At 59.2% G+C, this 22,111-nt stretch carries 19 protein-coding genes and 1 pseudogene; 11 read left to right on the top strand and 9 right to left on the bottom strand.

Annotated features, from left to right (window positions below; all coding sequences use genetic code 11):
- Window positions 1–104: 104 nt before the first annotated feature.
- Both EJA70_RS17890 and EJA70_RS17895 read left to right on the top strand, forming a co-directional pair.
- On the top strand, window positions 105–2,024 hold the full coding sequence (locus EJA70_RS17890; RefSeq protein WP_025857586.1) for an ATP-dependent endonuclease: 1,920 nt from the start codon (window positions 105–107) through the stop codon (window positions 2,022–2,024).
- Window positions 2,021–3,697, top strand: a complete 1,677-nt coding sequence (locus EJA70_RS17895; RefSeq protein WP_105521879.1) for a UvrD-helicase domain-containing protein — start codon at window positions 2,021–2,023, stop codon at window positions 3,695–3,697. Before EJA70_RS17890 ends, EJA70_RS17895 begins: the two co-directional genes overlap by 4 nt.
- A gap of 264 nt (window positions 3,698–3,961) precedes the next feature.
- Here EJA70_RS17895 and EJA70_RS17900 read toward each other — a convergent pair.
- Window positions 3,962–4,285 (bottom strand): annotated as a pseudogene (locus EJA70_RS17900) (calcium:proton antiporter); the annotation flags it as partial.
- Window positions 4,286–4,560: 275 nt separating this feature from the next.
- On the opposite strand from EJA70_RS17900, the gene EJA70_RS17905 reads away from it, so the two are divergent.
- From EJA70_RS17905 to EJA70_RS17915, 3 genes are all read left to right on the top strand, one after another.
- Window positions 4,561–5,634: a BMP family ABC transporter substrate-binding protein gene (locus EJA70_RS17905; RefSeq protein ID WP_158832436.1), complete on the top strand. Its 1,074-nt coding sequence runs from the start codon at window positions 4,561–4,563 to the stop codon at window positions 5,632–5,634.
- Between the two features lie 158 nt (window positions 5,635–5,792).
- A complete protein-coding gene (locus tag EJA70_RS17910; RefSeq protein WP_158832438.1) occupies window positions 5,793–6,758 on the top strand; it encodes a 2-oxoglutarate and iron-dependent oxygenase domain-containing protein in 966 nt (321 codons plus the stop codon).
- Between the two features lie 80 nt (window positions 6,759–6,838).
- Entirely contained in the window at window positions 6,839–7,792 is a 954-nt protein-coding gene (locus tag EJA70_RS17915) for an adenosine deaminase (RefSeq protein ID WP_008082147.1), read from the top strand.
- Between the two features lie 117 nt (window positions 7,793–7,909).
- On the opposite strand, the gene EJA70_RS17920 is transcribed toward EJA70_RS17915, so the two are convergent.
- The 3 genes from EJA70_RS17920 to EJA70_RS17930 form a co-directional block, all read right to left on the bottom strand.
- Window positions 7,910–9,292 carry an MFS transporter gene (locus tag EJA70_RS17920; protein ID WP_158832440.1) on the bottom strand — a complete coding sequence of 461 codons (1,383 nt, stop codon included), beginning with the start codon at window positions 9,290–9,292 and terminating at the stop codon, window positions 7,910–7,912.
- Between the two features lie 108 nt (window positions 9,293–9,400).
- Entirely contained in the window at window positions 9,401–10,135 is a 735-nt protein-coding gene (locus tag EJA70_RS17925) for a helix-turn-helix transcriptional regulator (RefSeq protein WP_008082156.1), read from the bottom strand.
- Window positions 10,136–10,451: 316 nt separating this feature from the next.
- Window positions 10,452–11,381 carry a LysR family transcriptional regulator gene (locus EJA70_RS17930; protein WP_158832442.1) on the bottom strand — a complete coding sequence of 310 codons (930 nt, stop codon included), beginning with the start codon at window positions 11,379–11,381 and terminating at the stop codon, window positions 10,452–10,454.
- A gap of 119 nt (window positions 11,382–11,500) precedes the next feature.
- On the opposite strand from EJA70_RS17930, the gene EJA70_RS17935 reads away from it, so the two are divergent.
- The 3 genes from EJA70_RS17935 (at window position 11,501) to EJA70_RS30850 (ending at window position 13,176) form a co-directional block, all read left to right on the top strand.
- The gene (locus EJA70_RS17935; RefSeq protein WP_158832444.1) at window positions 11,501–11,794 is read left to right on the top strand and encodes a putative quinol monooxygenase; all 294 of its coding nucleotides are present in this window, start codon (window positions 11,501–11,503) and stop codon (window positions 11,792–11,794) included.
- 32 nt (window positions 11,795–11,826) lie between these two features.
- The gene (locus EJA70_RS17940) at window positions 11,827–12,840 is read left to right on the top strand and encodes a zinc-binding alcohol dehydrogenase family protein (protein ID WP_158832446.1); all 1,014 of its coding nucleotides are present in this window, start codon (window positions 11,827–11,829) and stop codon (window positions 12,838–12,840) included.
- Between the two features lie 162 nt (window positions 12,841–13,002).
- Window positions 13,003–13,176 (top strand): hypothetical protein, encoded by a 174-nt coding sequence (locus EJA70_RS30850; protein WP_007914687.1) that lies wholly within the window; start codon window positions 13,003–13,005, stop codon window positions 13,174–13,176.
- A 6-nt stretch (window positions 13,177–13,182) separates the two neighbouring features.
- Here EJA70_RS30850 and EJA70_RS17945 read toward each other — a convergent pair whose 3' ends face one another.
- Window positions 13,183–14,385, bottom strand: coding sequence for a multidrug effflux MFS transporter (locus tag EJA70_RS17945; protein ID WP_008082160.1), 1,203 nt, complete (start codon window positions 14,383–14,385; stop codon window positions 13,183–13,185).
- A gap of 164 nt (window positions 14,386–14,549) precedes the next feature.
- On the bottom strand, window positions 14,550–14,747 hold the full coding sequence (locus tag EJA70_RS17950) for a cation transporter (RefSeq protein ID WP_158832448.1): 198 nt from the start codon (window positions 14,745–14,747) through the stop codon (window positions 14,550–14,552).
- 148 nt (window positions 14,748–14,895) lie between these two features.
- Between EJA70_RS17950 and EJA70_RS17955 the strand changes: the two genes are divergently transcribed.
- From EJA70_RS17955 to cueR, 3 genes are all read left to right on the top strand, one after another.
- On the top strand, window positions 14,896–15,279 hold the full coding sequence (locus tag EJA70_RS17955) for a hypothetical protein (RefSeq protein WP_150648826.1): 384 nt from the start codon (window positions 14,896–14,898) through the stop codon (window positions 15,277–15,279).
- A 165-nt stretch (window positions 15,280–15,444) separates the two neighbouring features.
- Window positions 15,445–17,838: a copper resistance metal-translocating P1-type ATPase CueA gene (gene cueA / locus EJA70_RS17960; RefSeq protein WP_158832450.1), complete on the top strand. Its 2,394-nt coding sequence runs from the start codon at window positions 15,445–15,447 to the stop codon at window positions 17,836–17,838.
- On the top strand, window positions 17,835–18,248 hold the full coding sequence (gene cueR, locus EJA70_RS17965) for a Cu(I)-responsive transcriptional regulator (RefSeq protein WP_158832452.1): 414 nt from the start codon (window positions 17,835–17,837) through the stop codon (window positions 18,246–18,248). The genes cueA and cueR overlap by 4 nt, the downstream gene beginning before the upstream one ends.
- Here the strand turns inward: cueR and EJA70_RS17970 are convergent.
- The 3 genes from EJA70_RS17970 to EJA70_RS17980 form a co-directional block, all read right to left on the bottom strand.
- A complete protein-coding gene (locus EJA70_RS17970) occupies window positions 18,202–19,410 on the bottom strand; it encodes an MFS transporter (RefSeq protein WP_158832454.1) in 1,209 nt (402 codons plus the stop codon). The two genes, cueR and EJA70_RS17970, sit on opposite strands and share 47 nt — an antisense overlap.
- A 159-nt stretch (window positions 19,411–19,569) precedes the next feature.
- The gene (locus tag EJA70_RS17975) at window positions 19,570–20,466 is read right to left on the bottom strand and encodes a PA4780 family RIO1-like protein kinase (RefSeq protein ID WP_158832456.1); all 897 of its coding nucleotides are present in this window, start codon (window positions 20,464–20,466) and stop codon (window positions 19,570–19,572) included.
- A gap of 339 nt (window positions 20,467–20,805) precedes the next feature.
- Entirely contained in the window at window positions 20,806–22,083 is a 1,278-nt protein-coding gene (locus EJA70_RS17980; protein ID WP_158832458.1) for an acetyl-CoA C-acetyltransferase, read from the bottom strand.
- Window positions 22,084–22,111: the final 28 nt, after the last annotated feature.

A 22,111-nucleotide genomic window follows, 5' to 3' on the forward strand; every position in this document is an offset into this window, starting at 1 on the left:
CCGCCTATTCTAAGTCAGCGATATCCGAGCCGTTCGGCTGTCGGCGACGCGAACCGAGTCAGCAGACGCGGTACGTACACATCCTGGACGATGGGCGGTGAGCAATGAAGCTGCAGAGTATTCGGCTATGTAATTTTCAATCCTTCGGCAATGAGCCTACGGTAATCACATTCGAGGATGTCACCTACCTTATCGGCCCTAATGGCTCTGGAAAGACAGCAGTCCTGCAAGCGCTCTGCAGGTTGTTTGCCTTTGATCCAAGCCTCCGTCGAATCAAGCGATCCGACTTCCATGTGCCTGCTGATGAGGATTTGGTACCTGAGGAGCGCAGTCTGTGGCTGGAAGCGGATTTCGAATTCCCAGAGCTTCTAGAGGACGAGGACAACTCTACCGTGGCCCCGCACTTCGCTCATATGCGATTGGACACAGCCGAAGGTATCCCGCGCGCTAGATATCGATTGAGCGCAACGATGGGGATTGATGGGGACATTGAAGAGAACCTAGTTTATGTCCTTGATGTTGATAAAGACGCCAACCCATTGTCGACCGCAGTAGTCACTCGAGTGCATCGCAATACAATTCAAATGCATTACCTCCCCGCCAGACGAGACCCTGCCGACCACATAACCTATGGCGCTAATGCCCTGCTCGGACGCTTGCTACGAGCCGTAAATTGGGAAGACGACCGAGAACGGATCAAAGGACTCACCGACGAAATCAGCGAATGCTTGTCAGGAAACCAATCAGTAAGTGCATTCAGTGAAAGCCTGAATTTGATGTGGAAGCGACTTCACAGGGGCACCTTTTTCACCGACCCCAAGCTCACTTTCGTCACATCCGAAATTGAGTCGCTTCTCAGACACATGTCAGTGTCGTTCTCACCAGGGCACGACGAGAATCTAGTCGACTTCTCTCGCCTCAGCGATGGACAGAAGTCGATGCTCTATCTATCACTGGTGTTGTCCTCTCACGCCATCGGGCGTGCAGTCCTAACTGGTAAGGACGTTTCTTTCGACGCTGACAAACTGAAGCCACCGTCATTTACGCTGATCGCAGTGGAGGAACCTGAAAACAGCCTCTCACCTCATTACCTAGGGCGCATCGTTAACGCCCTCAATAGCTCAATTGGGGGGGCAGACTCCCAGGCAATCATCGCCACGCATGCTCCATCCATGCTCCGCCGCGTGGATCCTGAGAACATCCGCTATCTACGCCTTGCTGCGAACCGCGCCACCAAAGTTACCTGTATAGCCCTACCCGACAAGGAAGATGAAGCTCATAAGTTTGTCCGAGAGGCTGTACAGGCCTTTCCGGAAGTCTATTTTTCCCGGCTAGTGGTACTGGGTGAGGGAGACAGCGAAGAAATTGTTCTTCCGAGAATTCTTCAGGCGAAAGGTGCGCCTGTTGATGAGTCGGCGGTGACTATCGCGCCACTGGGTGGTCGTCACGTCAACCATTTTTGGAGGTTACTATCCGCGCTGGAGACGCCCTATGTAACCCTACTTGATCTCGACGTTGCACGACATCAAGGTGGGTGGGGACGTGTAACCAACGTCAATAATCAACTTGCAAAATTTGCTCCAGAGAAAAAGCTTCCCGCTTGGAATATAGCCAAGTGGAATGATGATCTCCCGGTTCGAACCCACCATTGGTTTGAAGAAGGAAAAGTGAGCGTATTTGTCGAGTTGGAGAAGCGCGGAGTTTTCTTCTCAGAGCCCATGGATTTGGACTTCTCAATGTTGCTCGCCTACCCAAATGCATATGATGTATCGCTAAGCGATCCGGATGAATCGACTGTTAAGGCCGTCCTAGGCAAGAGTCATCATAAGTCCGACCAATACAATGCAGCGGAACAGCAACTTTTTGGCACCTACCACTCCAAGTTCAAACTAGGTAGCAAACCGGCAGCACACATCTCTGCCCTTGCAAAGCTCACTGATGAAGACCTGCTAAAGGCTCTTCCTCCTTCGTTAGATCGTTTGGCCAACGCAATCATCGCGGCGCTGGAGGACATCCCAGAATGATCAGCGCGGATGTATGGAAAGTCGCCGATGGCTTGACCTTGGAAACAAACGCCCTTCTCGCTGTGAGGGAGCTTGGAAAGTCGCTCGCGCTCACCGCAGGCCCAGGCGCAGGCAAAACGGAGGTTCTGGCGCAGCGTGCAGACTTTTTGCTACGCACCGGAAACTGCCGATACCCCAAGCGAATACTGGCGATCTCCTTCAAGGTCGATGCGAGCATAAACCTCAAGGAACGGATTCGTCGCAGATGCGGACTTGATCTGGCTGCACGCTTCGACAGCTACACCTTTCACGGCTTCGCCAAGCGCATCATTGATAGGTTTAGACCCGTGCTCACGGGCGGGGACTCTCTTGAGCCAAACTACTCCATAGGCGACGAACCAATTCAAGGCAAACAAATTAAGTTCGCGCAGCTCATACCTCTCGCAACGAAGATCTTGAGCAATTCAGTGGTTGCAAGAAATGCAATTTGTCAGACCTACGCTGATGTATTCCTTGATGAGTTTCAAGACTGCACTACTGAGCAGTACGCACTGCTGAAGCTTGTCTTCATGAATAAGCCAATTCGATTGACCGCCGTCGGTGACACCAAACAGAAAATTATGGGCTGGGCGGGAGCACTGGATGGCATATTTATAGACTACGCAAAGGACTTCGACGCCCGACCACTCAATCTATATCGAAACTTCCGATCTAAGCCTCGGCTTTTGCGGATGCAGAACGAGATCATTCGAACACTTGATCCTGCTGCGGTGATGGCAGATGACCTGATCATTGGAAACGACGGCGAACTCCTCGCTCGAAACTACGACAACAGTCACAGCGAAGCAGCCGCGTTGGCCAACATCATCCAGAAGTGGATAGATGTAGAGAAAATACCCCTACCAGAAATAGCGATTCTTTTTCCCAGGCAGATAGACCTCTACGGCACCCTCCTCATGGAGCAACTGGCAGCCAGAGGAATTCCCTTTCGCAACGAGCATGAGTCTCAAGATCTAGTTAATGAGCCCGCAGCTCGCCTAATTATTGACTACCTATCATGCCTGTATCGGGAGCGAGAACCGAAGGCGTGGATCAATTTGATGGAGCAACTGGTTTCATTTAATGACGAGGACGGTGAATCTGAGATCCAGAGAAACTTCGAGCGCCTCTATCTTGCCCAGCGCAAGGAAGTGAAAAAATTGGCCCGATCTGACGCGCCTTATTCAGGATGGTGGGAGCTAACTATGAAGTTCCTAAAGAACATCGGCCTACCCGTGCTGACCACCCTTTCTTCTGACTACGAAGCAAAAGCCAGATTGAACGAGGTTATCAAGAACACGAGACAGCAAATTGAGAAACTGCTCGAGCAAGAACCGGATTTGCTCAAAGCACTTGATCTGTTCTCCAACGATCAAGCAGTCCGTTTTCTGACGATTCATAAAAGTAAAGGATTGGAATTCCACTCTGTAATTATGATCGGTGTAGAAACACAGACATTTTGGGGCAAAGTCCAAGAGGAGCGTTGCGGCTTCTTTGTGGGTGTTTCACGTGCCAAGGAGCGGTTGATGATCACGACATGCGACTTACGCTATCGACCGGCCTCAAACCCTCCAAGGTGGAATGAGCATCGCACTCCTCATGCTGAGTTCGTCACATACGTAACGCCATTTCTTTCCGCCCAGCCAAATGCCTGACAGATAGCCGCGTGTCGCTAATCTTGTATGAACTCGCGGCAAGGATGCTCCCCACACAGCAAATCATCCTTAGACCTCAAGCAGAGTCACAAACACGGGCTGAGGAAAATCTCCGGGCTTCCGGGGTATGCCATAGATAGAGGTGTGTCAGGAAGGACAAGGCAAGAGCACTCCCAATCAAATACACATCTTAATCTTCCCCATCAAGAGCAAGAGCAGGTCAAAGCCTAAGGGCTTTGACACCAAAGCGGAGTGTGTCTAGAAAATCACCGCCGAATAGATCGTGTCGCGCACCAGTGTAGGCGACGCTTCGTTGCTCATCATGATCGCCAGAATCACCACTTCGACCAGCACGGCCGCGAGTGTGAGGATCATCGTGCCGTAAGGGTCGCCGACCTTTTCCGCGAGCAATTCGGCGTGATGGGCGACGCGCATCGAGGCGGCGACGATGAAGGCGATCAGTACCAGGCCGGCAGTCAGCGCGACGATCTGGCCGCTGTGCAGCATCCAGTGTTCCAACGGATAGGCGACGCACGCGGCGATGACGGCCAGTAGCAGAAAACTTTCTTGCTTGAGGATGGTGAGCATAACGGGCCTTTTTGCCGAAGAGTGCGAATGAGCTACTGACTGCGGGGCGGCGCTAACGTTTCGTTACACCTTAGCGCACCAAGCGATGGCGTGAACTCGCGGACTTGCACTGCGTTGGTTCTGGCGCTGAAAAGATCGCAGCCTTCGGCAGCTCCTACAGGTTGCGCATTCCCATGTAAGAGCTGCCGAAGGCTGCGATCTTTTTTGTTTGTTGTCCTGTTGGTCAGCAATTTGCATTGGCCCTGACCACACACAACAAAATGGAGTTCGAATTCATGCAAATACGTCCGCTGCACAAACTGCTGTGCGCCGCCCTTGGTCTGGGGATCAGCCTGAGCGCCAGCGCTGCCGATCCGCTCAAGGTCGGTTTCGTCTACATCGGCCCGATCGGTGACCACGGCTGGACGTATCAGCATGAGCAGGGGCGCAAGGCACTCGCCGAGAAGTTCGGCAATCAGATCACCACCAACTACGTCGAGAACGTCGCTGAAGGCGCCGACGCCGAGCGGGTGATCCGCAACATGGCCAAGGACAATTACGACCTGATCTTCACCACCTCTTTCGGCTACATGAACCCGACGCTGAAAGTCGCCAAGCAGTTTCCCAAGGTGACCTTCGAACACGCCACCGGCTACAAACAGGACAAGAACCTCGGCACCTATCTGGCGCGCACCTACGAAGGTCGCTACGTCGGCGGTTTCCTCGCGGCGAAGATGACCAAGACCAAAAAAATAGGTTACGTCGCTTCGTTCCCGATCCCCGAGGTAATCCGCGACATCAACTCGATTCAACTGGCGCTGAACAAATACAACCCGGGCACCGAGATCAAAGTGGTGTGGGTCAACTCCTGGTTCGATCCGGGCAAGGAAGCGGATGCGGCCAACGCGTTGATCGATCAGGGTGTCGACGTGGTGTTCCAGCACACCGACAGCCCGGCGCCCATTCAGGCGGCTGAGCGTCGTGGCGTGTACGCGGTGGGTTACGCCTCGGACATGGCGCACTTCGGTCCGAAAGCAGTGCTGACCTCGATCGTCAACGACTGGGCGCCGCACTATATTCAGGCGACGCAAAGCGTGATCGACCACACCTGGAAATCCCAGGATTACTGGGGCGGGCTGAAGGAAGGCACGATTGAACTGCCGATCAGCGATCTGGTGCCGGCGCCGGTGAAAGCCGAGGCCGAGCAGATCATTGCTGACATCAAGAGCGGTGCCTTCCAACCGTTCACCGGGCCGATCAAGGATCAGGCCGGCGTCGAGAAAATCCCAGCGGGCGTGAGTGCGACCAATGCGGAGCTGGCGTCGATGAACTACTACGTTGAAGGCATGAAGGCCGAGATGCCGAAGTAATCCCCCGCAAAACACACCGACCCTGTGGGAGCTGGCTTGCCAGCGATAGCGGTCTGACAGGCAGCATTAATGTTGAATGTGATGGCCTCATCGCTGGCAAGCCAGCTCCCACAGAGTTCTTCAGTGTTCTCCAGTCTGCGTTTCTTCAGGACCCGTGCATGAACAGTCTTCCGATCATCGATATCAGCCCGCTGTACAGCGACGATCAAAACGCTTGGCCTGCCGTGGCTGAACAAATTGACCTGGCCTGCCGCGAATGGGGTTTTTTCTACATAAAGGGTCATCCGATTTCAGCGCAGCGCATCGCCGCCGTGCTCGATCACACCCAACGCTTCTTCGCCCTGCCCGCCGCAGAAAAACTCAAGATCGACATCACCCAGACCCGCCACCATCGCGGCTACGGCGCCATCGCCACCGAGCAACTCGACCCGAGCAAACCCAGCGACCTCAAAGAAACCTTCGACATGGGCCTGCACCTGCCGGCCGAGCATCCCGATGTACTCGCGGAAAAACCGCTGCGCGGGCCGAACCGTCATCCAGCGCAAGCGGGATGGGCAGACTTGATGGAGCAGCATTACCTCGACATGCAAGCCCTCGCACAAACCCTGCTGCGCGCAATGACCCTCGCCCTCGACATCGAACGCGACTTCTTCGACAGCCGCTTCGTCGACCCGGTCAGCGTGCTGCGCATGATCCATTACCCACCGCGCCACACCGCCAGCTCCGCCGAGCAGCAAGGCGCCGGCGCGCACACCGATTACGGCTGCATCACCCTGCTCTATCAGGACAGCGCCGGCGGCCTGCAAGTGAAAAACGTCAAAGGTGAATGGATCGACGCGCCACCGATCGACGGCACTTTCGTGGTCAACCTCGGCGACATGATGGCGCGCTGGAGCAATGATCGTTATCGCTCGACCCCGCACCGGGTGATCAGCCCGATGGGCGTGGATCGCTATTCGATGCCGTTCTTCGCCGAGCCGCACCCGGACACGCGCATCGAATGCCTGCCCGGTTGTCAGGACGCACAGCATCCAGCGAAATATCCGACGACCACTTGCGCCGAATTCCTGCTGTCGCGCTTCGCCGATACCTACGCTTATCGCCGTGAGCAGGAAGCTGTTTGATGGATCGCTTGGTCAGGTTTTGCCAATTGTTTCGGCGAGCATCTGTAGAATGCCGCCATTGCACCTGATGAGAAAAGAATATGTACGACTGGCTCAACGCCTTGCCCAAGGCTGAACTGCACCTGCACCTGGAAGGCTCGCTGGAGCCCGAGCTGCTGTTCGCCCTGGCCGAACGCAACAAGATCGCCCTGCCGTGGAATGACGTGGAAACCCTGCGCAAGGCTTACGCCTTCAACAACCTGCAGGAATTCCTCGACCTGTATTACCAGGGCGCCGATGTACTGCGCACCTCGCAGGATTTCTACGACCTGACCTGGGCGTACCTGCTGCGCTGCAAAGCACAGAACGTGATTCACACCGAACCGTTCTTCGACCCGCAGACTCACACCGACCGGGGCATCCCGTTTGAAGTGGTGCTCAATGGCATCGCCGCGGCATTGAAGGATGGCGAGCAGCAACTGGGTATCACCAGCGGTTTGATCCTCAGTTTCCTGCGTCACCTGAGCGAAGAAGAAGCGGAGAAAACCCTCGATCAGGCGCTGCCGTTCCGTGATGCGTTTGTCGCTGTCGGCCTCGACAGTTCCGAGATGGGCCACCCGCCAAGCAAGTTTCAGCGCGTGTTCGATCGTGCCCGTCACGAAGGCTTCCTGACCGTTGCCCACGCCGGCGAAGAAGGCCCGCCGGAGTACATCTGGGAAGCCATCGACCTGCTGAAAATCCAGCGTATCGACCATGGCGTACGCGCCATCGAAGACGAGCGCCTGATGCAGCGGATCATCGACGAGCAGATCCCGCTGACTGTGTGCCCGTTGTCGAACACCAAACTCTGCGTGTTCGATCACATGTCGCAGCACAACATTCTCGACATGCTTGAGCGTGGCGTGAAGGTCACGGTGAACTCCGATGACCCGGCGTACTTCGGTGGTTACGTGACCGAGAACTTCTACGCGCTGCATGAGCATTTGGGCATGACCCAGGATCAGGCCAAGCGCCTGGCGCAAAACAGCCTCGATGCGCGCCTGGTAAAACCCTGAAAATCATATTAAAACCTGTGAGACCGGGCTTGCCCGCGATGAGGCCATCAGTACCAACATTAATGTTGACTGACAGTCCGCCATCGCGGGCAAGCCCGCTCCCACAGGGTGCTGTGTTTAATTGGATATCTGGGCTTCAGTCAGCTCCTCCAGGGTTTTACCGCGCGTCTCCATCCCGAACAACCACACCACCCCCGCCGCAATCGCAAAACACGCCGCGCCCAGCGCAAACACCCCGCCCTGCCCGGTAATCGGGAACACCAGCCCGGTCACCAACGGCCCGAGCAGCGAGCCCACGCGGCCAATCGCCGAGGCGAACCCCGAGCCGGTCGCGCGCGCCGAAGTCGGATACAACTCCGGCGTGTAGGTGTAAAGCACCGCCCACATACCAAACAGAAAGAACTGCATCAACAACCCGGTGCTGATCAGCAGCGCCACGTTGCCGCCGAACACCGCGCTCTGCCCATACAGAAACGCCATCACCCCGCCGCCGAGCAAGGTGACGATGCACACCGGTTTACGCCCCCAGCGCTCGACCAGCCACGCCGCCATCAAAAATCCGGGAATCCCACCCAGCGAAATCAGCACCGTGTAATACACCGACTGCGTCACGGCAAAACCCGACTGTTGCAGCAGCGCACTCAGCCACGACGTCAGCCCGTAAAAGCCGAGCAGTGCGAAAAACCACAGGCTCCAGATCATCGTCGTGCGCTGGCGATATTGCGGCGACCAGATCTGCTTGAGCGCCGAGAAGAAGTTGCCCGGTGGCGTCACGGTGCGCGGCAAGCGAATCGGTTCCGGCAGCGCCGCACCACCCAGCGAGGAGCGCACCCGCGCTTCGATGCCGTTCAACACCTTGTCCGCCGCTTCATCATGCCCGGCCTGTTCCAGCCAGCGCGGCGACTCGGGAATGAAAAAACGAATGGCCAACACAAACACCGCCGGTACCGCCAACACCAGAAAGATGTCGCGCCAGCCAATCAACGGCAGCAGGAAGTACGACAGCACGCCCGCAGCGACAAACCCCAACGGCCAGAAGCCGTCCATCAACGCGATATAGCGCCCACGCCGCTGCGCCGGAATCAGCTCGGAGAGCATCGACTGCGCAATGGGGAACTCCATGCCCATGCCGATCCCCAACAGAATGCGGAACAGCGTCAGTGCCTCGACCGTTTGCGCCGTCGAGCACAGGTAACTGGCCACGCCCCACAACACGATGCTCCACTGAAACACCGGTTTACGCCCGAAGCGGTCGGCGAGCATGCCGGACAGCGACGCGCCCAGCACCATGCCGAAAAAACTCGAACTGGCGAGCAGCCCGGCCTGCGCGCTGCTCAGACCGAACTCGGCCTTAATCGAGCCGAGCAAGAACGTCATCATCGCCAGGTCCATCGAATCGAAGAAAAATGCCAAGGCAATGATGATGAAAATGATCCGGTGATAACCGCTGATCGGCAGGCGTTCCAGCCGCTCTGCCGCACTGAAGCTTCGAGTATCCATGCCGCCTCCCCCCATCCGAAAAGTCCCCGGATCGAGTGTGCGCGATAGCGTTCAGGCGCTCGTGCTGGATGCGACCTGTTCGCAGTCGTGGGCGACGCGACGATTGCTCTACAACGCCATTTCCAGCTCGGTCTCCTTGGCGAATCGATGGATTTCGCGCTGCCCGGTGGCGGTCAATTGCAGCGCACGGGAATCGTGAGGCAAGGTCAGCCAACCGGATTGCATGAACAACTGCAACAACGCCGCACCGAGCGTGCCGCCCATGTGCGGGCGTCTTTCGCTCCAGTCCGGACAGGCGCAAGCCACTTGCACATTGCGGTGGGCCAGCGCCTGGATAAACACACCACGCTTGGCCAGTTGCGTCGAGCCCTTGAGCGTGACCACGACCCGTTGCTCGATCTGTTCGATCCAGCCAGCATCGAGCAGGCGCTGGTACAGATCGGCGGCCAGCGTGCCGCCCAAATGGTCATCGCAGAAACGTGCGCGCAACAATGACGACGGTGCTGCCGGCGCCCTGGCAATGGGTGTGGAACGCTTGAACACGGCGGGGATGTCGCGCGGTGCACTGGCAATGGTAGCGCTGGCCAACGCCTCTATCGCCGCCCCGACCTCGGGAGCCGAGAGCCGGAAAAACCGCTTGCGACCGCGCATTTCGACTTTCAACAGGCCCCCCGTGGCCAGCCGCGTCAGGTGAGCGCTGGCGGATGACGGCGACAGCCCCGCCAGCAACGCCAGTTCCTCGGTTTGCCGGGCCGAGCCGTCCATCAACGCCCACATCATCGCGCTGCGCTTGGGGTCAGCCAGCAACGTGGCGATCTGGCTGATGCAAGGTGCATGTTCCATATATTCACTCCCTGTTGAATCGTATCGTCTACTGCTCGCGGACATCTTGACCAGTAATGAGTCGTCGGCCAAGACGCGAAATACGCCATGAACCGGGGCCACGCAGGCCACTGACGCAACCTGCTGCGGCGCTTGATCGCGGCAGTTGCGCGCCCGTCAATCAAACCCGGGCGACTGGGCACAAAGGTCTGCAGGCCCGGGTGTCAGTGCGGGCATGAGGCGGTCGCTAGTATAAGCGTGTTACCTGCCGCGTCCCGCGCCGGGGCCTGCGCAGGTGGTGATTGTTGCTGAGTGAAATTTCTCTATTTACCTGCGACTAATGATCAACTTTCGAGAAAGCGGGAAATTGACTACTCAATTCAGCGCATCGGCTGGCGAGCATTTCCCTCAAAAGGTTCACCGGCTTACTCAATTGAGCGCGATGGGCGCACAATAAATTCAGCGGTGCGCGCTCACACAACAGTTCAGGCAGCAGCACTTTCAGGCGACCGGCGAGGACATCGGCGCCCACGTCGAGCCAGGACTTGTAGGCGATCCCGGCCCCGGCCACCGCCCAGAGACGCACCACGTCGGCGTCGTCACTGAAGCGGTCGCCACTGACGGTCAGGCCGACTTCGCGCTTGCCGTCATGGAAGCTCCAATGGTCATGCACGCGGCTGCCGAGCATGTACAGCAGGCAATTGTGTTGAGCCAGTTGTTCGAGTTGGCGCGGCTCACCGTGACGGGCCAGGTACGCCGGGGAGGCGCACAGCACGCGACGGTTATGCGGGGCGATGGGCAATGCGACCAGGCTGGAATCTTCCGGCTCGCCATAACGCAAGGCGATGTCCACTGGCTGGCGAAACAGGTCGGCGATGCGGTCACCGAGTAACAGCCGCACGGTCAGTTTGGGGTGCTCGCGCTGAAATTCATCGAGCCACGGCAATAGCAGGTTGCGACCGAAGTCCGACGGCGCCGACAACTGCAAGACTCCGCTGACTTGATCCTGCCCGCTGGCCAGCAGACGCCGGCCTTCATCAAGGTTACTCAGGGCCGCCCGGGCATATTCGAGAAAACCTTCGCCCTCGACGGTCAGGCGCAAGCTACGCGTCGAACGCGCCAGCAAACGCGCGCCGAGTTGCTGCTCGATGCGCTTCAACGCCGCGCTGGCCACGGCGGCGGACATGTCCATCACCCGCGCTGCCGCCGACAGACTGCCCAGATCCGCCGCCCGGACAAACAACTGCAAGTCATCGAAACGCAGCATTCTCAGCCTCGATTATCAAAAAAATATTGAAAGAGACTGCTCTTTTAGCCGGTTTTATCTTGCAGAGAAATAGCCAATCATCTGCCCATCGAATTCATCCCGCTTCTCTGGAGCCGAGCATGTCCCAGCCATTCACCGCCATCGCCACCCTGATCGCCAAACCCGGCCAACAGGATCTTCTCGAACAGGGCCTGCGCGCACTGGTTGCACCGAGCCGCGCCGAAGTCGGTTGCAGTCAGTACGACCTGCACCGCGATCTCGCCGACCCACAGGTTTTCTACGTGATCGAACATTGGGCCAGCGAAGAAATTCTCCAGGCGCACAACGCCAGCGCGCACTTCCTGCACTTCCAGACCACTGCCGGCCAGACCATCGAACACTTCGAACTCAAGCGCCTCTGCGCGATTGCCTGATTCCTTCTTCCATTACCTGTACGGAGCCACTCATGAAAGCCATTGCCTATTACGCATCCCTGCCGATCAGCGACGCCAGCGCCCTGCAAGACATCGAACTGCCAGAACCGGTCGCCGGCCCGCGCGACCTGCTGGTGGAAGTCAAAGCCATCTCGGTCAACCCGGTCGACACCAAAGTGCGGCAGAACGTGGCGCCGGAAAACGGCGCGGCGAAAGTGCTGGGCTGGGACGTCGCCGGTGTGGTCAAAGCCGTCGGCAGTGAAGTGACGCTGTTCAAGGCCGGTGACAAAGTCTTCTACGCCGGCTCCATTGCCCGCGCTGGCGGCAACAGCGAGCTGCACACGGTTGATGAGCGCATCGTCGGCCATATGCCGAAATCCCTCGGTTTTGCTGAAGCTGCTGCACTGCCGCTGACCGCGATCACCGCGTGGGAGTTGTTGTTCGAGCGCCTGCAAATCCGCGAGGGCAAGAGCGATGAAGGCCAGAGCCTGTTGATCGTTGGCGCGGCCGGGGGTGTGGGTTCGATTCTCACGCAATTGGCCAAGCAGTTGACCGGGCTGAAGGTGATTGGCACCGCTTCCCGCGAGCAGACCCGCGATTGGGTCAAAGCGTTGGGCGCCGACTTGGTGATCGATCACAGCCAACCGCTGAGCGAAGAGCTGAAACGCGCCGGGATCGACAACGTCACTCACGTCGCCAGCCTGACCCAGACCGAGCAGCATCTGGATCAACTGGTCGAGGCGCTGGCGCCGCAGGGCAAACTGGCGTTGATCGACGATCCGAAGTCGCTCGATATCACCAAGCTCAAGCGCAAGAGCCTGTCGCTGCACTGGGAGTTCATGTACACCCGCTCGCTGTTTGAGACGCCGGACATGATCGAGCAGCACAAGCTGCTCAATCGTGTGGCTGAGCTGATTGATGCCGGGACGTTGAAGACCACGGTGGGAGAGCATTTCGGTGTGATTAATGCGGCCAATCTGCGTCGGGCGCATGAGTTGCTGGAAAGCGGTAAGGCCAAGGGGAAAATTGTTTTAGAAAGTTTCTAAGAGCAAAAGATCGCAGCCTTCGGCAGCTCCTACAGGGGCTGGCGGGGCTGCGCTCCCCCTTTTGCCGTCAGTCAGATGGCTGACCCTTGTCACAATTGCGATCGTATTCAGGACTACAATCGAAGCCTCTGCGATACATCTTTTACGCAAGGGAGGTCAGCAATGAAGATCCTGATAAAAGAAGTGGCAAAGTCTCAATGGCAGGTTCGACTGGACCAACACGCCGTGACATTCCGCAGTGAAGCCGAAGCACTGGCCTTCACTCGCACCCTTGAAGCGCGACTTTGCGCGCCCCATCAGATTCCCGACCGCAGCCAACAGCGCGCTGCCGGCTGAGGTTTTCTAGGCCTCGGCCTGCGCTTGCGCCAGCGCCCGGGCATTTTGCAGGCGCCGGGTGAGCAACGCGACGCACACCACCAGCAAACCGCAAACGCTGATGACGATGGCCATCGGCACGGCGGTGCCGTCGTGCAACACGCCGACCAGCGCCGAAGCCCCGGCGGCGACACTGAATTGCATGCAGCCGAGCAACGCCGAGGCGCTGCCTGCGCGCGCGCCTTGGCCGTTCATCGCGCAGGCTGCCGCATTCGGGCTGATGCAACCCAGGCTGGACACGCAGATAAACAATGGAATCAGCAGCGGCCACAGGGATGCGGTGTGCAACGCGCTGACCGCCAGCAACGTCAGCCCCGCCGCCAGATAAACCCACACCGCCCGCGACAGCAGAAACGCCGGACCGCGCTTGGCCAACAGCCGCGCATTGATCTGCGCCACCAAAATGAAACCCGCCGCGTTGGTGCCGAAGAGCCAGCCGAAGTGCTCAGCCGGCACGCCATACAGCTTGATAAAGATGAACGGTGAGCCGGCGATATAGGCAAACATGCCGGCGATGGCGATGCCGCCGGTCAGGGCATGGCCGAGATAGACGCGATCACTCAGCAGGCGCGCGTACTGGCGAAAAGCACCGGACAACGGTTGGCGAGGCATGCTCGCTGGCATGCTTTCCGGCAGACCGAGCGCGACCGCGAGGCCGGCCAGGGCGCTGAAACCGGTGAGCACCAGGAAAATCGACTGCCAACCGGTGGTGTTGACCAGCAGACCGCCGAGCATCGGCGCCAGAATCGGTGCCAGACCCATCACCAGCATCAGTTGCGAGAAGACTTTTGCCGAGCCCACTGCATCGCATTTGTCACTGACCACTGCCCGGGAAATCACCATGCCGGCACAGCCACCCAGCGCCTGCACGAAGCGCGCACCAATCAGCCATTCCAGGTTCGGTGCATAGGCGCAGGCCAAGGATGCCAGGGTGAACAGTGCGAGACCGACCAGCAGCGGAATCCGCCGTCCAAAGCGATCCGCCACCGGGCCATACGCCAGTTGACCAATCGACAGGCCGGCGAAATACGCCGCCAGGGTCATCTGCACGTGTTTCTCATCCGTGCCGAAGGCCAGTGCCATCGCGGGAAATGCAGGCAAATAGAAGTCGATGGCCAAGGGCCCGAAGGCGGTCAAGGCACCGAGAATCAGAATGGTACGGAAGTTCATCAGGCATCCAGGTAGGCAAGTCGGCAGCCCGACAGTCTAGCTGTGCCCGAACGCGTTGAACATTCCGATAGCTCGCTAACAATTAAAAAAGCAGGATCAAAAGATCGCAGCCTTCGGCAGCTCCTACATGAATGCGTCCCCTGTAGGAGCTGATCTTTTTGTTTCTAGGCGAGTTTGACGGCGTAGCCCTCGTCGCTGATAACCTCAATCACCTGCTCGGCACTCAGCGCACTTTCAACGCCAACCTCTTTCGCCGCCAGATCGACCCGCACGCTGGCTGCCGGATCCTTGGCCTGCACCGCGCTGGTGATGGCTTTGACGCAGTGACCGCAGGACATGCCTTGAACGTTGAACACTTGCATGGAATGACTCCTTTGAGTGAGGTTGCCGGCAGTGTCGAGCTTGCCACGATGGCAAGGTCAAGTTCTTGAATAAACTGCCGGGCTGGCAATCGGCGCCGCGCTCGGCCAAGCTGCGTGCATCAATGACTCGAATTCAGGAGATTCAGCCATGCGCTGGTCAGCTTTCAGCCTGTTTGGCTTCCTCAGCCTTTTTGCCGCCCTCCCCCAAGCGCAAGCCGCCGGCGAGGATTACGCGGTGCTGATCATTTCCCGCGAGCGCCTGGAAGTGTCGACCTCCTGCGAGATCGGCGTGTACATCCAGGATCAGCTCTCGGCGCGACTGCTGCAGGAGCAAAGCATCTCCTTCAACCTGCCGCCGGGCACGGTGTCGCTGCGCTTGAAATTGCTGCCGGGCCAGGTCGCCGGTTGCAATCCGGGCATGCTCGCGCCGGGTTCGCAGGAGATCAAACTGCATGCCGGTGACGTGTTGAAGTATCGCTTGGCGATGAATTCCGAAGGCGTCTATCTGAAACGCGCCGATCTCGAATACTGAGTCGTTAGCCAAAAGATCGCAGCCTTCGGCAGCTCCTGCATTGGAATGCAATCCTCTGTAGGAGCTGCCGAAGGCTGCGATCTTTTGGCTTCTCGGATTGGCGCTTGACCTTGCCCGCATGGCAAGGTTGATCCTTGTAGGCATCTACTACAGGGAGTACGACCGATGTCCGATTCCATCACGTTCGATCTGCCGATTGCCGGCATGACCTGCGCCAGTTGCGCCGGGCGTGTCGAACGCGCCTTGAGCAGAGTCAGCGGCGCCAGTGCCGTCAGCGTCAACCTCGCCACCGAGCAGGCGCGCGTGCAAGCGCCGGGCGACAGCCTTGCGGCCTTGATGGAAGCGGTCGAACGCGCCGGTTACAGCGTCCCGCAGCAAACTATCGAACTGAACATCGAAGGCATGACCTGCGCTTCCTGCGTCGGTCGCGTCGAGCGGGCCCTGAACAAAGTCCCCGGCGTGAAAGGCGTCAGCGTCAACCTGGCCAACGAACGTGCGCACCTCGAATTGCTCGGTCACGTCGACTCACAGACGCTGCTCGACGCCGTCAGCAAGGCCGGTTACTCCGCCAGCGTCTGGCAAGCCGAACACCCGCAAACCGATAACCAACAGCAGAAGCTGAAGCACGAACGCTGGGCGCTGATCTGCGCGATCGCCCTGGCCTTGCCGCTGGTGGCGCCGATGTTGCTGCAACCGTTCGGCATCCACTGGATGCTGCCGGCCTGGGCGCAATTCGCCCTCGCCACGCCGGTGCAGTTCATCTTCGGTGCGCGTTTCTACGTCGCTGCGTGGAAAGCCGTGCGGGCCGGTGCCGGCAACATGGATTTGCTCGTCGCCCTCGGCACCAGCGCCGGTTATGGCTTGAGCCTTTATGAATGGGCCACCGCCGCCGGGCGCATGCCGCATCTGTATTTCGAAGCGTCGGCGGTGGTCATCGCCTTGGTGCTGCTCGGCAAATACCTCGAGAGCCGCGCCAAACGCCAGACGGCTAGCGCCATCCGCGCCCTCGAAGCCTTGCGGCCGGAACGGGCGATTCAAGTGATCGACGGCCGCGAACAGGACGTCGCCATCAGCGCTCTACGCCTCGACGATCTGGTGCTGGTCAAACCCGGAGAACGCTTCCCGGTCGATGGCGAAGTCATCGAAGGCCAGAGCCACGCCGATGAAGCGCTGATCAGCGGCGAGAGCCTGCCGGTGCCGAAACAAACGGGCGACAAAGTCACCGGCGGCGCAATCAACGGTGAAGGTCGCCTGCTGGTACGCACTCAGGCGCTCGGCGCCGAAACCGTATTGGCGCGGATCATTCGTCTGGTCGAGGACGCCCAGGCAGCGAAAGCGCCGATCCAGAAACTGGTGGATAAAGTCAGTCAGATTTTCGTGCCGACCGTGTTGCTGATTGCTTTGGCCACGTTGATTGGCTGGTGGCTGTACGGCGCGCCGCTGGAAACCGCGCTTATCAACGCGGTCGCCGTTTTGGTCATCGCCTGCCCGTGCGCACTTGGTCTGGCGACGCCGACGGCGATCATGGCCGGCACCGGCGTCGCCGCGCGCCACGGCATTCTGATCAAGGACGCCGAAGCCCTGGAACGTGCCCATGAAGTCAGCAGCGTGGTGTTCGACAAGACCGGCACGCTGACCTCCGGCACGCCGCGCATCGCCCACCTCAGTGCGGTGGATGGCGACGAAAACACCCTGCTGACGCTGGCCGGCGCGTTGCAACGCGGTAGCGAGCACCCACTGGCCAAAGCCGTGCTGGATGCGGCGGCAGAACGCAATCTGCCGGTTCCCGATGTCAGCGACAGCCAGTCCCTGACCGGTCGCGGCATCGCTGGTAATCTCGATGGCCGACGTCTGGCGCTGGGCAATCGGCGGATGCTCGAAGAAAGTGGTTTGAGCGCCGGCAACCTGAGCGAGTCCGCTCAAGCCTGGGAAGCCGAAGGCCGCACATTGTCGTGGTTGATCGAGCAAAGCCCCGAACCGAAAGTGCTCGGTTTGTTCGCTTTCGGCGACACCCTGAAACCCGGCGCCCTGCAAGCGGTGCAACAACTTGCCGCACGAAATATCCACAGCCACCTGCTGACCGGCGACAACCGTGGCAGCGCTCGTGTGGTCGCCGAAGCCTTGGGCATCCGCAATGTCCACGCCGAAGTGCTGCCCGCCGACAAAGCCGCCACCGTCGCCGAGCTGAAAAAAACCGGCGTGGTCGCGATGGTGGGTGACGGCATCAACGACGCCCCGGCCCTCGCCGCTGCTGACATCGGCATTGCCATGGGCGGCGGCACCGATGTCGCCATGCACGCGGCGGGCATCACCCTCATGCGCGGCGACCCACGGTTGGTGCCGGCGGCGCTGGAGATCAGCCGCAAGACCTACGCGAAGATCCGTCAGAACCTGTTCTGGGCCTTCGTCTATAACCTGATCGGCATTCCGCTGGCAGCGTTTGGCTTCCTCAACCCGGTGCTGGCAGGGGCGGCGATGGCGCTGTCGAGCGTCAGCGTGGTGAGCAATGCGCTACTGTTGAAAACCTGGAAACCCAAGGATCTGGAGGAGCACCGATGAACATCGGTCAAGCGGCCAAACACAGTGGCCTGAGCGCGAAAATGATCCGCTATTACGAGTCGACCGGCCTGCTTAAAGCGGCCCATCGCACCGACAGCGGCTATCGCGTCTACGGCGACGATGACTTGCACACTCTCGCCTTCATCAAGCGTTCGCGTGACCTCGGCTTTTCTCTGGAAGAGGTCGGCAAACTGCTGACCCTCTGGCAGGATCGCCAACGCGCCAGCGCTGATGTGAAGGCGCTGGCGCGTCAGCACATCGACGAGTTGAACCAGAAGATCCGCGAACTCGGCGAGTTGCGCGACACCCTGCAAGACCTGGTCGAACACTGCAACGGCGACCATCGCCCAGACTGCCCGATCCTCAAGGAACTGGCGTCGGGCTGCTGCGCGCAACCCGCTCGCGCTTGAGCGCCAGCACTTTGACCGCCAGCAAGGTGCACAGCGGAATGCCGTGGAACAACAGGACCACGGCACCCGGCGCCCACCAAGCGTAAAACGGCGCAGCGATCAGCATGCCGATACCAAACCCGGTCATTTGCAGCAACGTTAAAAAGCTGAAAATCGGCAAGCGCAAATGCTCCGGCTCACGTTGCAGGCGCGACATCAGACCGACTTCGGAAAAGCCGTCACCCAACCCCGCCGGCAGCGAGAACAACAGCAATCCGTAGAGGCTGTGTTGCTGGAACATCAGGATAAAGCCGCAGGACATCAGCGCCACGCCGAAGAAAAACCGCCGTTCAAGGTTGATGTTGTCCGAGCCTTTCAGGCGGCTGGCGATCCGCGCGCCGAGCAATTTGCCGCTGGCCCACACGGCGAGCATCAGGCCCAGCGTAGTGCTCGCCGAATCAGGTGTGAGCAGTTTGGAAATGATCGGAAAACCGACGTTGTGCGCCGCGCTGCCCAAGGTGTCGGCCATCGTTACCGCGAGCATCGCGGCCACCACTGGCGTCGCGCGCAGGCCTTGCTTGAGGGCTGACCATTCACCGCGTGCAGATTCTGCATTGACGGTCGGCACCTCGAAGCGCAGTGGCACAATCAACAGCGCCGCCAGCACATAGGTCAGCGCATTCAGTGCAAACACCGTTTCAAAACCAAACGCTGCGACCAGCAAGCCCGAGACCAGACTGCCACCGACCATTGCCGCCGAAGAGGCCGAGGTGATCCAGGCGTTGGCCTTAAGCAATTGATCGGCGGGGATCAAACGCGGTAACTGGCTGTTCAGGCCAATGGCGAACATCGAGTTGCCAAAACCCAGGCCGAAGGCAATCACCGGCAGCAACAGCCCTTGTTGACTGACCGGGGTGATCAGCAGCAAACCGAGCAGGCAGGCGCGCAACAGATCGAACGCAATCAACGGCAGCCGGCCATTCCAGCGGCGGTAGAACCGCGTACCGATCAGGCTGGCAACAATCCCCCCGCCGACGCGACTGGCGAGGAAGATGCCGACGCTCATGGCGCTGTTGCTGAGCAAATAGACGTAAGTCGCCAGCGCGACCATGTTGAGAAATGCGCCGAAATCGGAGATCAACCGGGCCGTAATAATCAGGTGTGTGTTGCGTAAGGTACTCACATACGATCCTTGTAGGAGCTGCCGCAGGCTGCGATCTTTTGATCTGTTTCAGATCGATCGCCAGGATCAAAAGATCGCAGCCTTCGGCAGCTCCTACAAGGGATTAGTGGTGTTCTGAAGACAAAAAACCCGGCCGAGGCCGGGTTTTTGTTTATGCGGTTACTGCATCCACGGGGGTGGAGGCGGTTCCTCGGACTTGCCTTTTGGCTCGTCGTCCGCCGCACGGATCGCCTGCTTGCGCTCTTCGTCGAGTCGCGCCGCTTCGATCTCGCGGATAACGCCGCCGACATCTGCCAGCTCTTCCGGCTCGTCGAACTCGCCGGTCAGCACACTGTTCGGGTGCAAGGTGCCGGCTTCGTACAGCGCCCACATTTCTTTCGCGTACTTGGTCTTCTTCAACTCCGGCGCAAAGCGACCGAAATACGAAGCCATGTTGCCAACGTCCCGTTCAAGCATGCTGAACGCGTGGTTGTTGCCGGCAGCGTCGACCGCTTGTGGCAGGTCGATGATCACCGGGCCGGTCGGTGTCAGCAGCACGTTGAACTCCGAGAGGTCACCGTGCACCAGACCGGTACACAACATCAGCACGATCTGCGAAATCAGGAACGCGTGATATTCACGGGCCTGATCCGGCTCCAGTACCACGTCGTTCAGACGCGGCGCTGCATCGCCGTATTCGTCGGCCACCAGTTCCATCAGCAGCACGCCTTCGAGGAAGTCGAACGGCTTGGGCACGCGCACACCGGCGCCAGCCAGACGGAACAGCGCCGCCACTTCGGCGTTCTGCCAGGCGTCTTCGGTCTCTTTGCGACCGAATTTCGAGCCCTTGGCCATCGCGCGCGCCTGACGGCTGTTACGCACCTTGCGGCCTTCCTGATACTCGGCTGCCTGGCGGAAACTACGTTTGTTTGCCTCCTTGTAGACCTTGGCGCAACGTAACTCGTTGCCGCAGCGCACCACATAAACAGCTGCTTCTTTACCACTCATGAGTGGTCGCAGCACCTCGTCAACCAGACCGTCTTCGATCAGCGGTTCAATGCGTTTTGGAGTCTTCATCAGCTTTTATTGTGGGTCCTTTATTACCAAACACGCGAATGTCACTCGTTATACGGCAATCCTCGCATCTCGGGGAAGGGTTGCCGACCTGTGAACCTGTGAATGCACACACTGTGCCGAAAAATCGACCGCAGCGAATCATAGCCGAGCCGGCCTTGATTGTTGTTATCGGCCGTCGAGGGCATTTGCGACAGAATCTGACATCCGCCGGTACGCGTCCTCAGGCACAGACCTACAAACCTGTGGGAGCTGGCTTGCCAGCGATGGCTGTGGCAGCGTCAATACAGAGATCGAATCTGATGGCCTCATCGCGGGCAAGCCCGCTCCCACAGGTCCGATTCATCTTTCGATAATGGCGGTGACGCCTTGGCCGCCTGCCGCGCAGATCGAAATCAGGCCTCGGCCCTTGCCGGCTGCATCGAGCAGTTTGGCCAGGTTGGCGACGATGCGTCCCCCCGTAGCGGCGAATGGATGCCCTGCCGCCAGCGAACTGCCTTTGACATTGAGGCGGCTGCGGTCGATCGAACCCAGCGGCGCCTCCAGGCCCAGGCGGCTTTTGCAGTATTCAGGATCTTCCCAGGCTTTCAACGTACACAGCACTTGCGCGGCGAACGCCTCATGAATCTCGTAGTAATCGAAATCCTGCAAGGTCAGCCCGTTGCGGGCCAACAAGCGCGGCACCGCGTACACCGGGGCCATCAGCAGGCCCTCGGCGCCGTTGACGAAATCCACCGCCGCCGCCTCGCCATCACGCAAATACGCAAGGATCGGCAAGCCGCGCTCCCTGGCCCATTCCTCACTGCCGAGCAGCACCACTGAAGCACCATCGGTGAGCGGCGTGGAGTTGCCCGCCGTGAGCGTGCCCTTGGCGCTTTTTTCGAACGCTGGCTTGAGCGAAGCGAGCTTTTCCAGGGTCAGGTCAGGGCGCAGATTGTTGTCGCGGGTCAGGCCGAGGAACGGGGTCATCAGGTCGTTGTGCCAGCCTTCGCTGTAGGACGCGGCCAGTTTGTGATGACTGTCGAGGGCCAGTTGATCCTGCTCTTCACGCGGGATGTTCCAGGTTTGCGCCATCAGCTCGCAATGCTGGCCCATCGACAGGCCGGTGCGCGGCTCGCCGTTGCGCGGGAATTCCGGGATCAGGTGTTTCGGGCGCAGTTGCAGGAAGGTTTTCAGTTTGTCGCCGGTGGTTTTCGCGCGGTTGGCTTGCAGGAGGATTTTGCGCAGGCCTTCACTGACGCTGATCGGCGCGTCCGAGGTGGTGTCGACGCCCCCGGCAATGCCGCAATCGATCTGCCCGAGGGCGATTTTGTTGGCCACCAGCAGGGCCGCTTCAAGCCCCGTGCCGCAAGCCTGTTGAATGTCATAGGCCGGGGTGGCCGGCGACAGGCGCGAGCCGAGTACGCATTCACGGGTCAGGTTCATATCTCGTGACAATTTCAGCACCGCGCCTGCCACCACTTCGCCGATGCGCTGGCCGTGCAAGTTGTAGCGTTCGATCAGGCCTTCAAGGGCGGCGGTGAGCATCACCTGATTGCTGGCCGTAGCGTACGGGCCGTTGGAGCGGGCGAAAGGGATACGGTTACCGCCAATGATCGCGACGCGGCGCAGCTGACTCATGAATGACTCCTTTTCAAATTTCACATAG

Origin of the sequence: Pseudomonas sp. PB103 (assembly GCF_009764635.1) — a bacterium.
In the GTDB taxonomy this organism is placed as follows: domain Bacteria; phylum Pseudomonadota; class Gammaproteobacteria; order Pseudomonadales; family Pseudomonadaceae; genus Aquipseudomonas.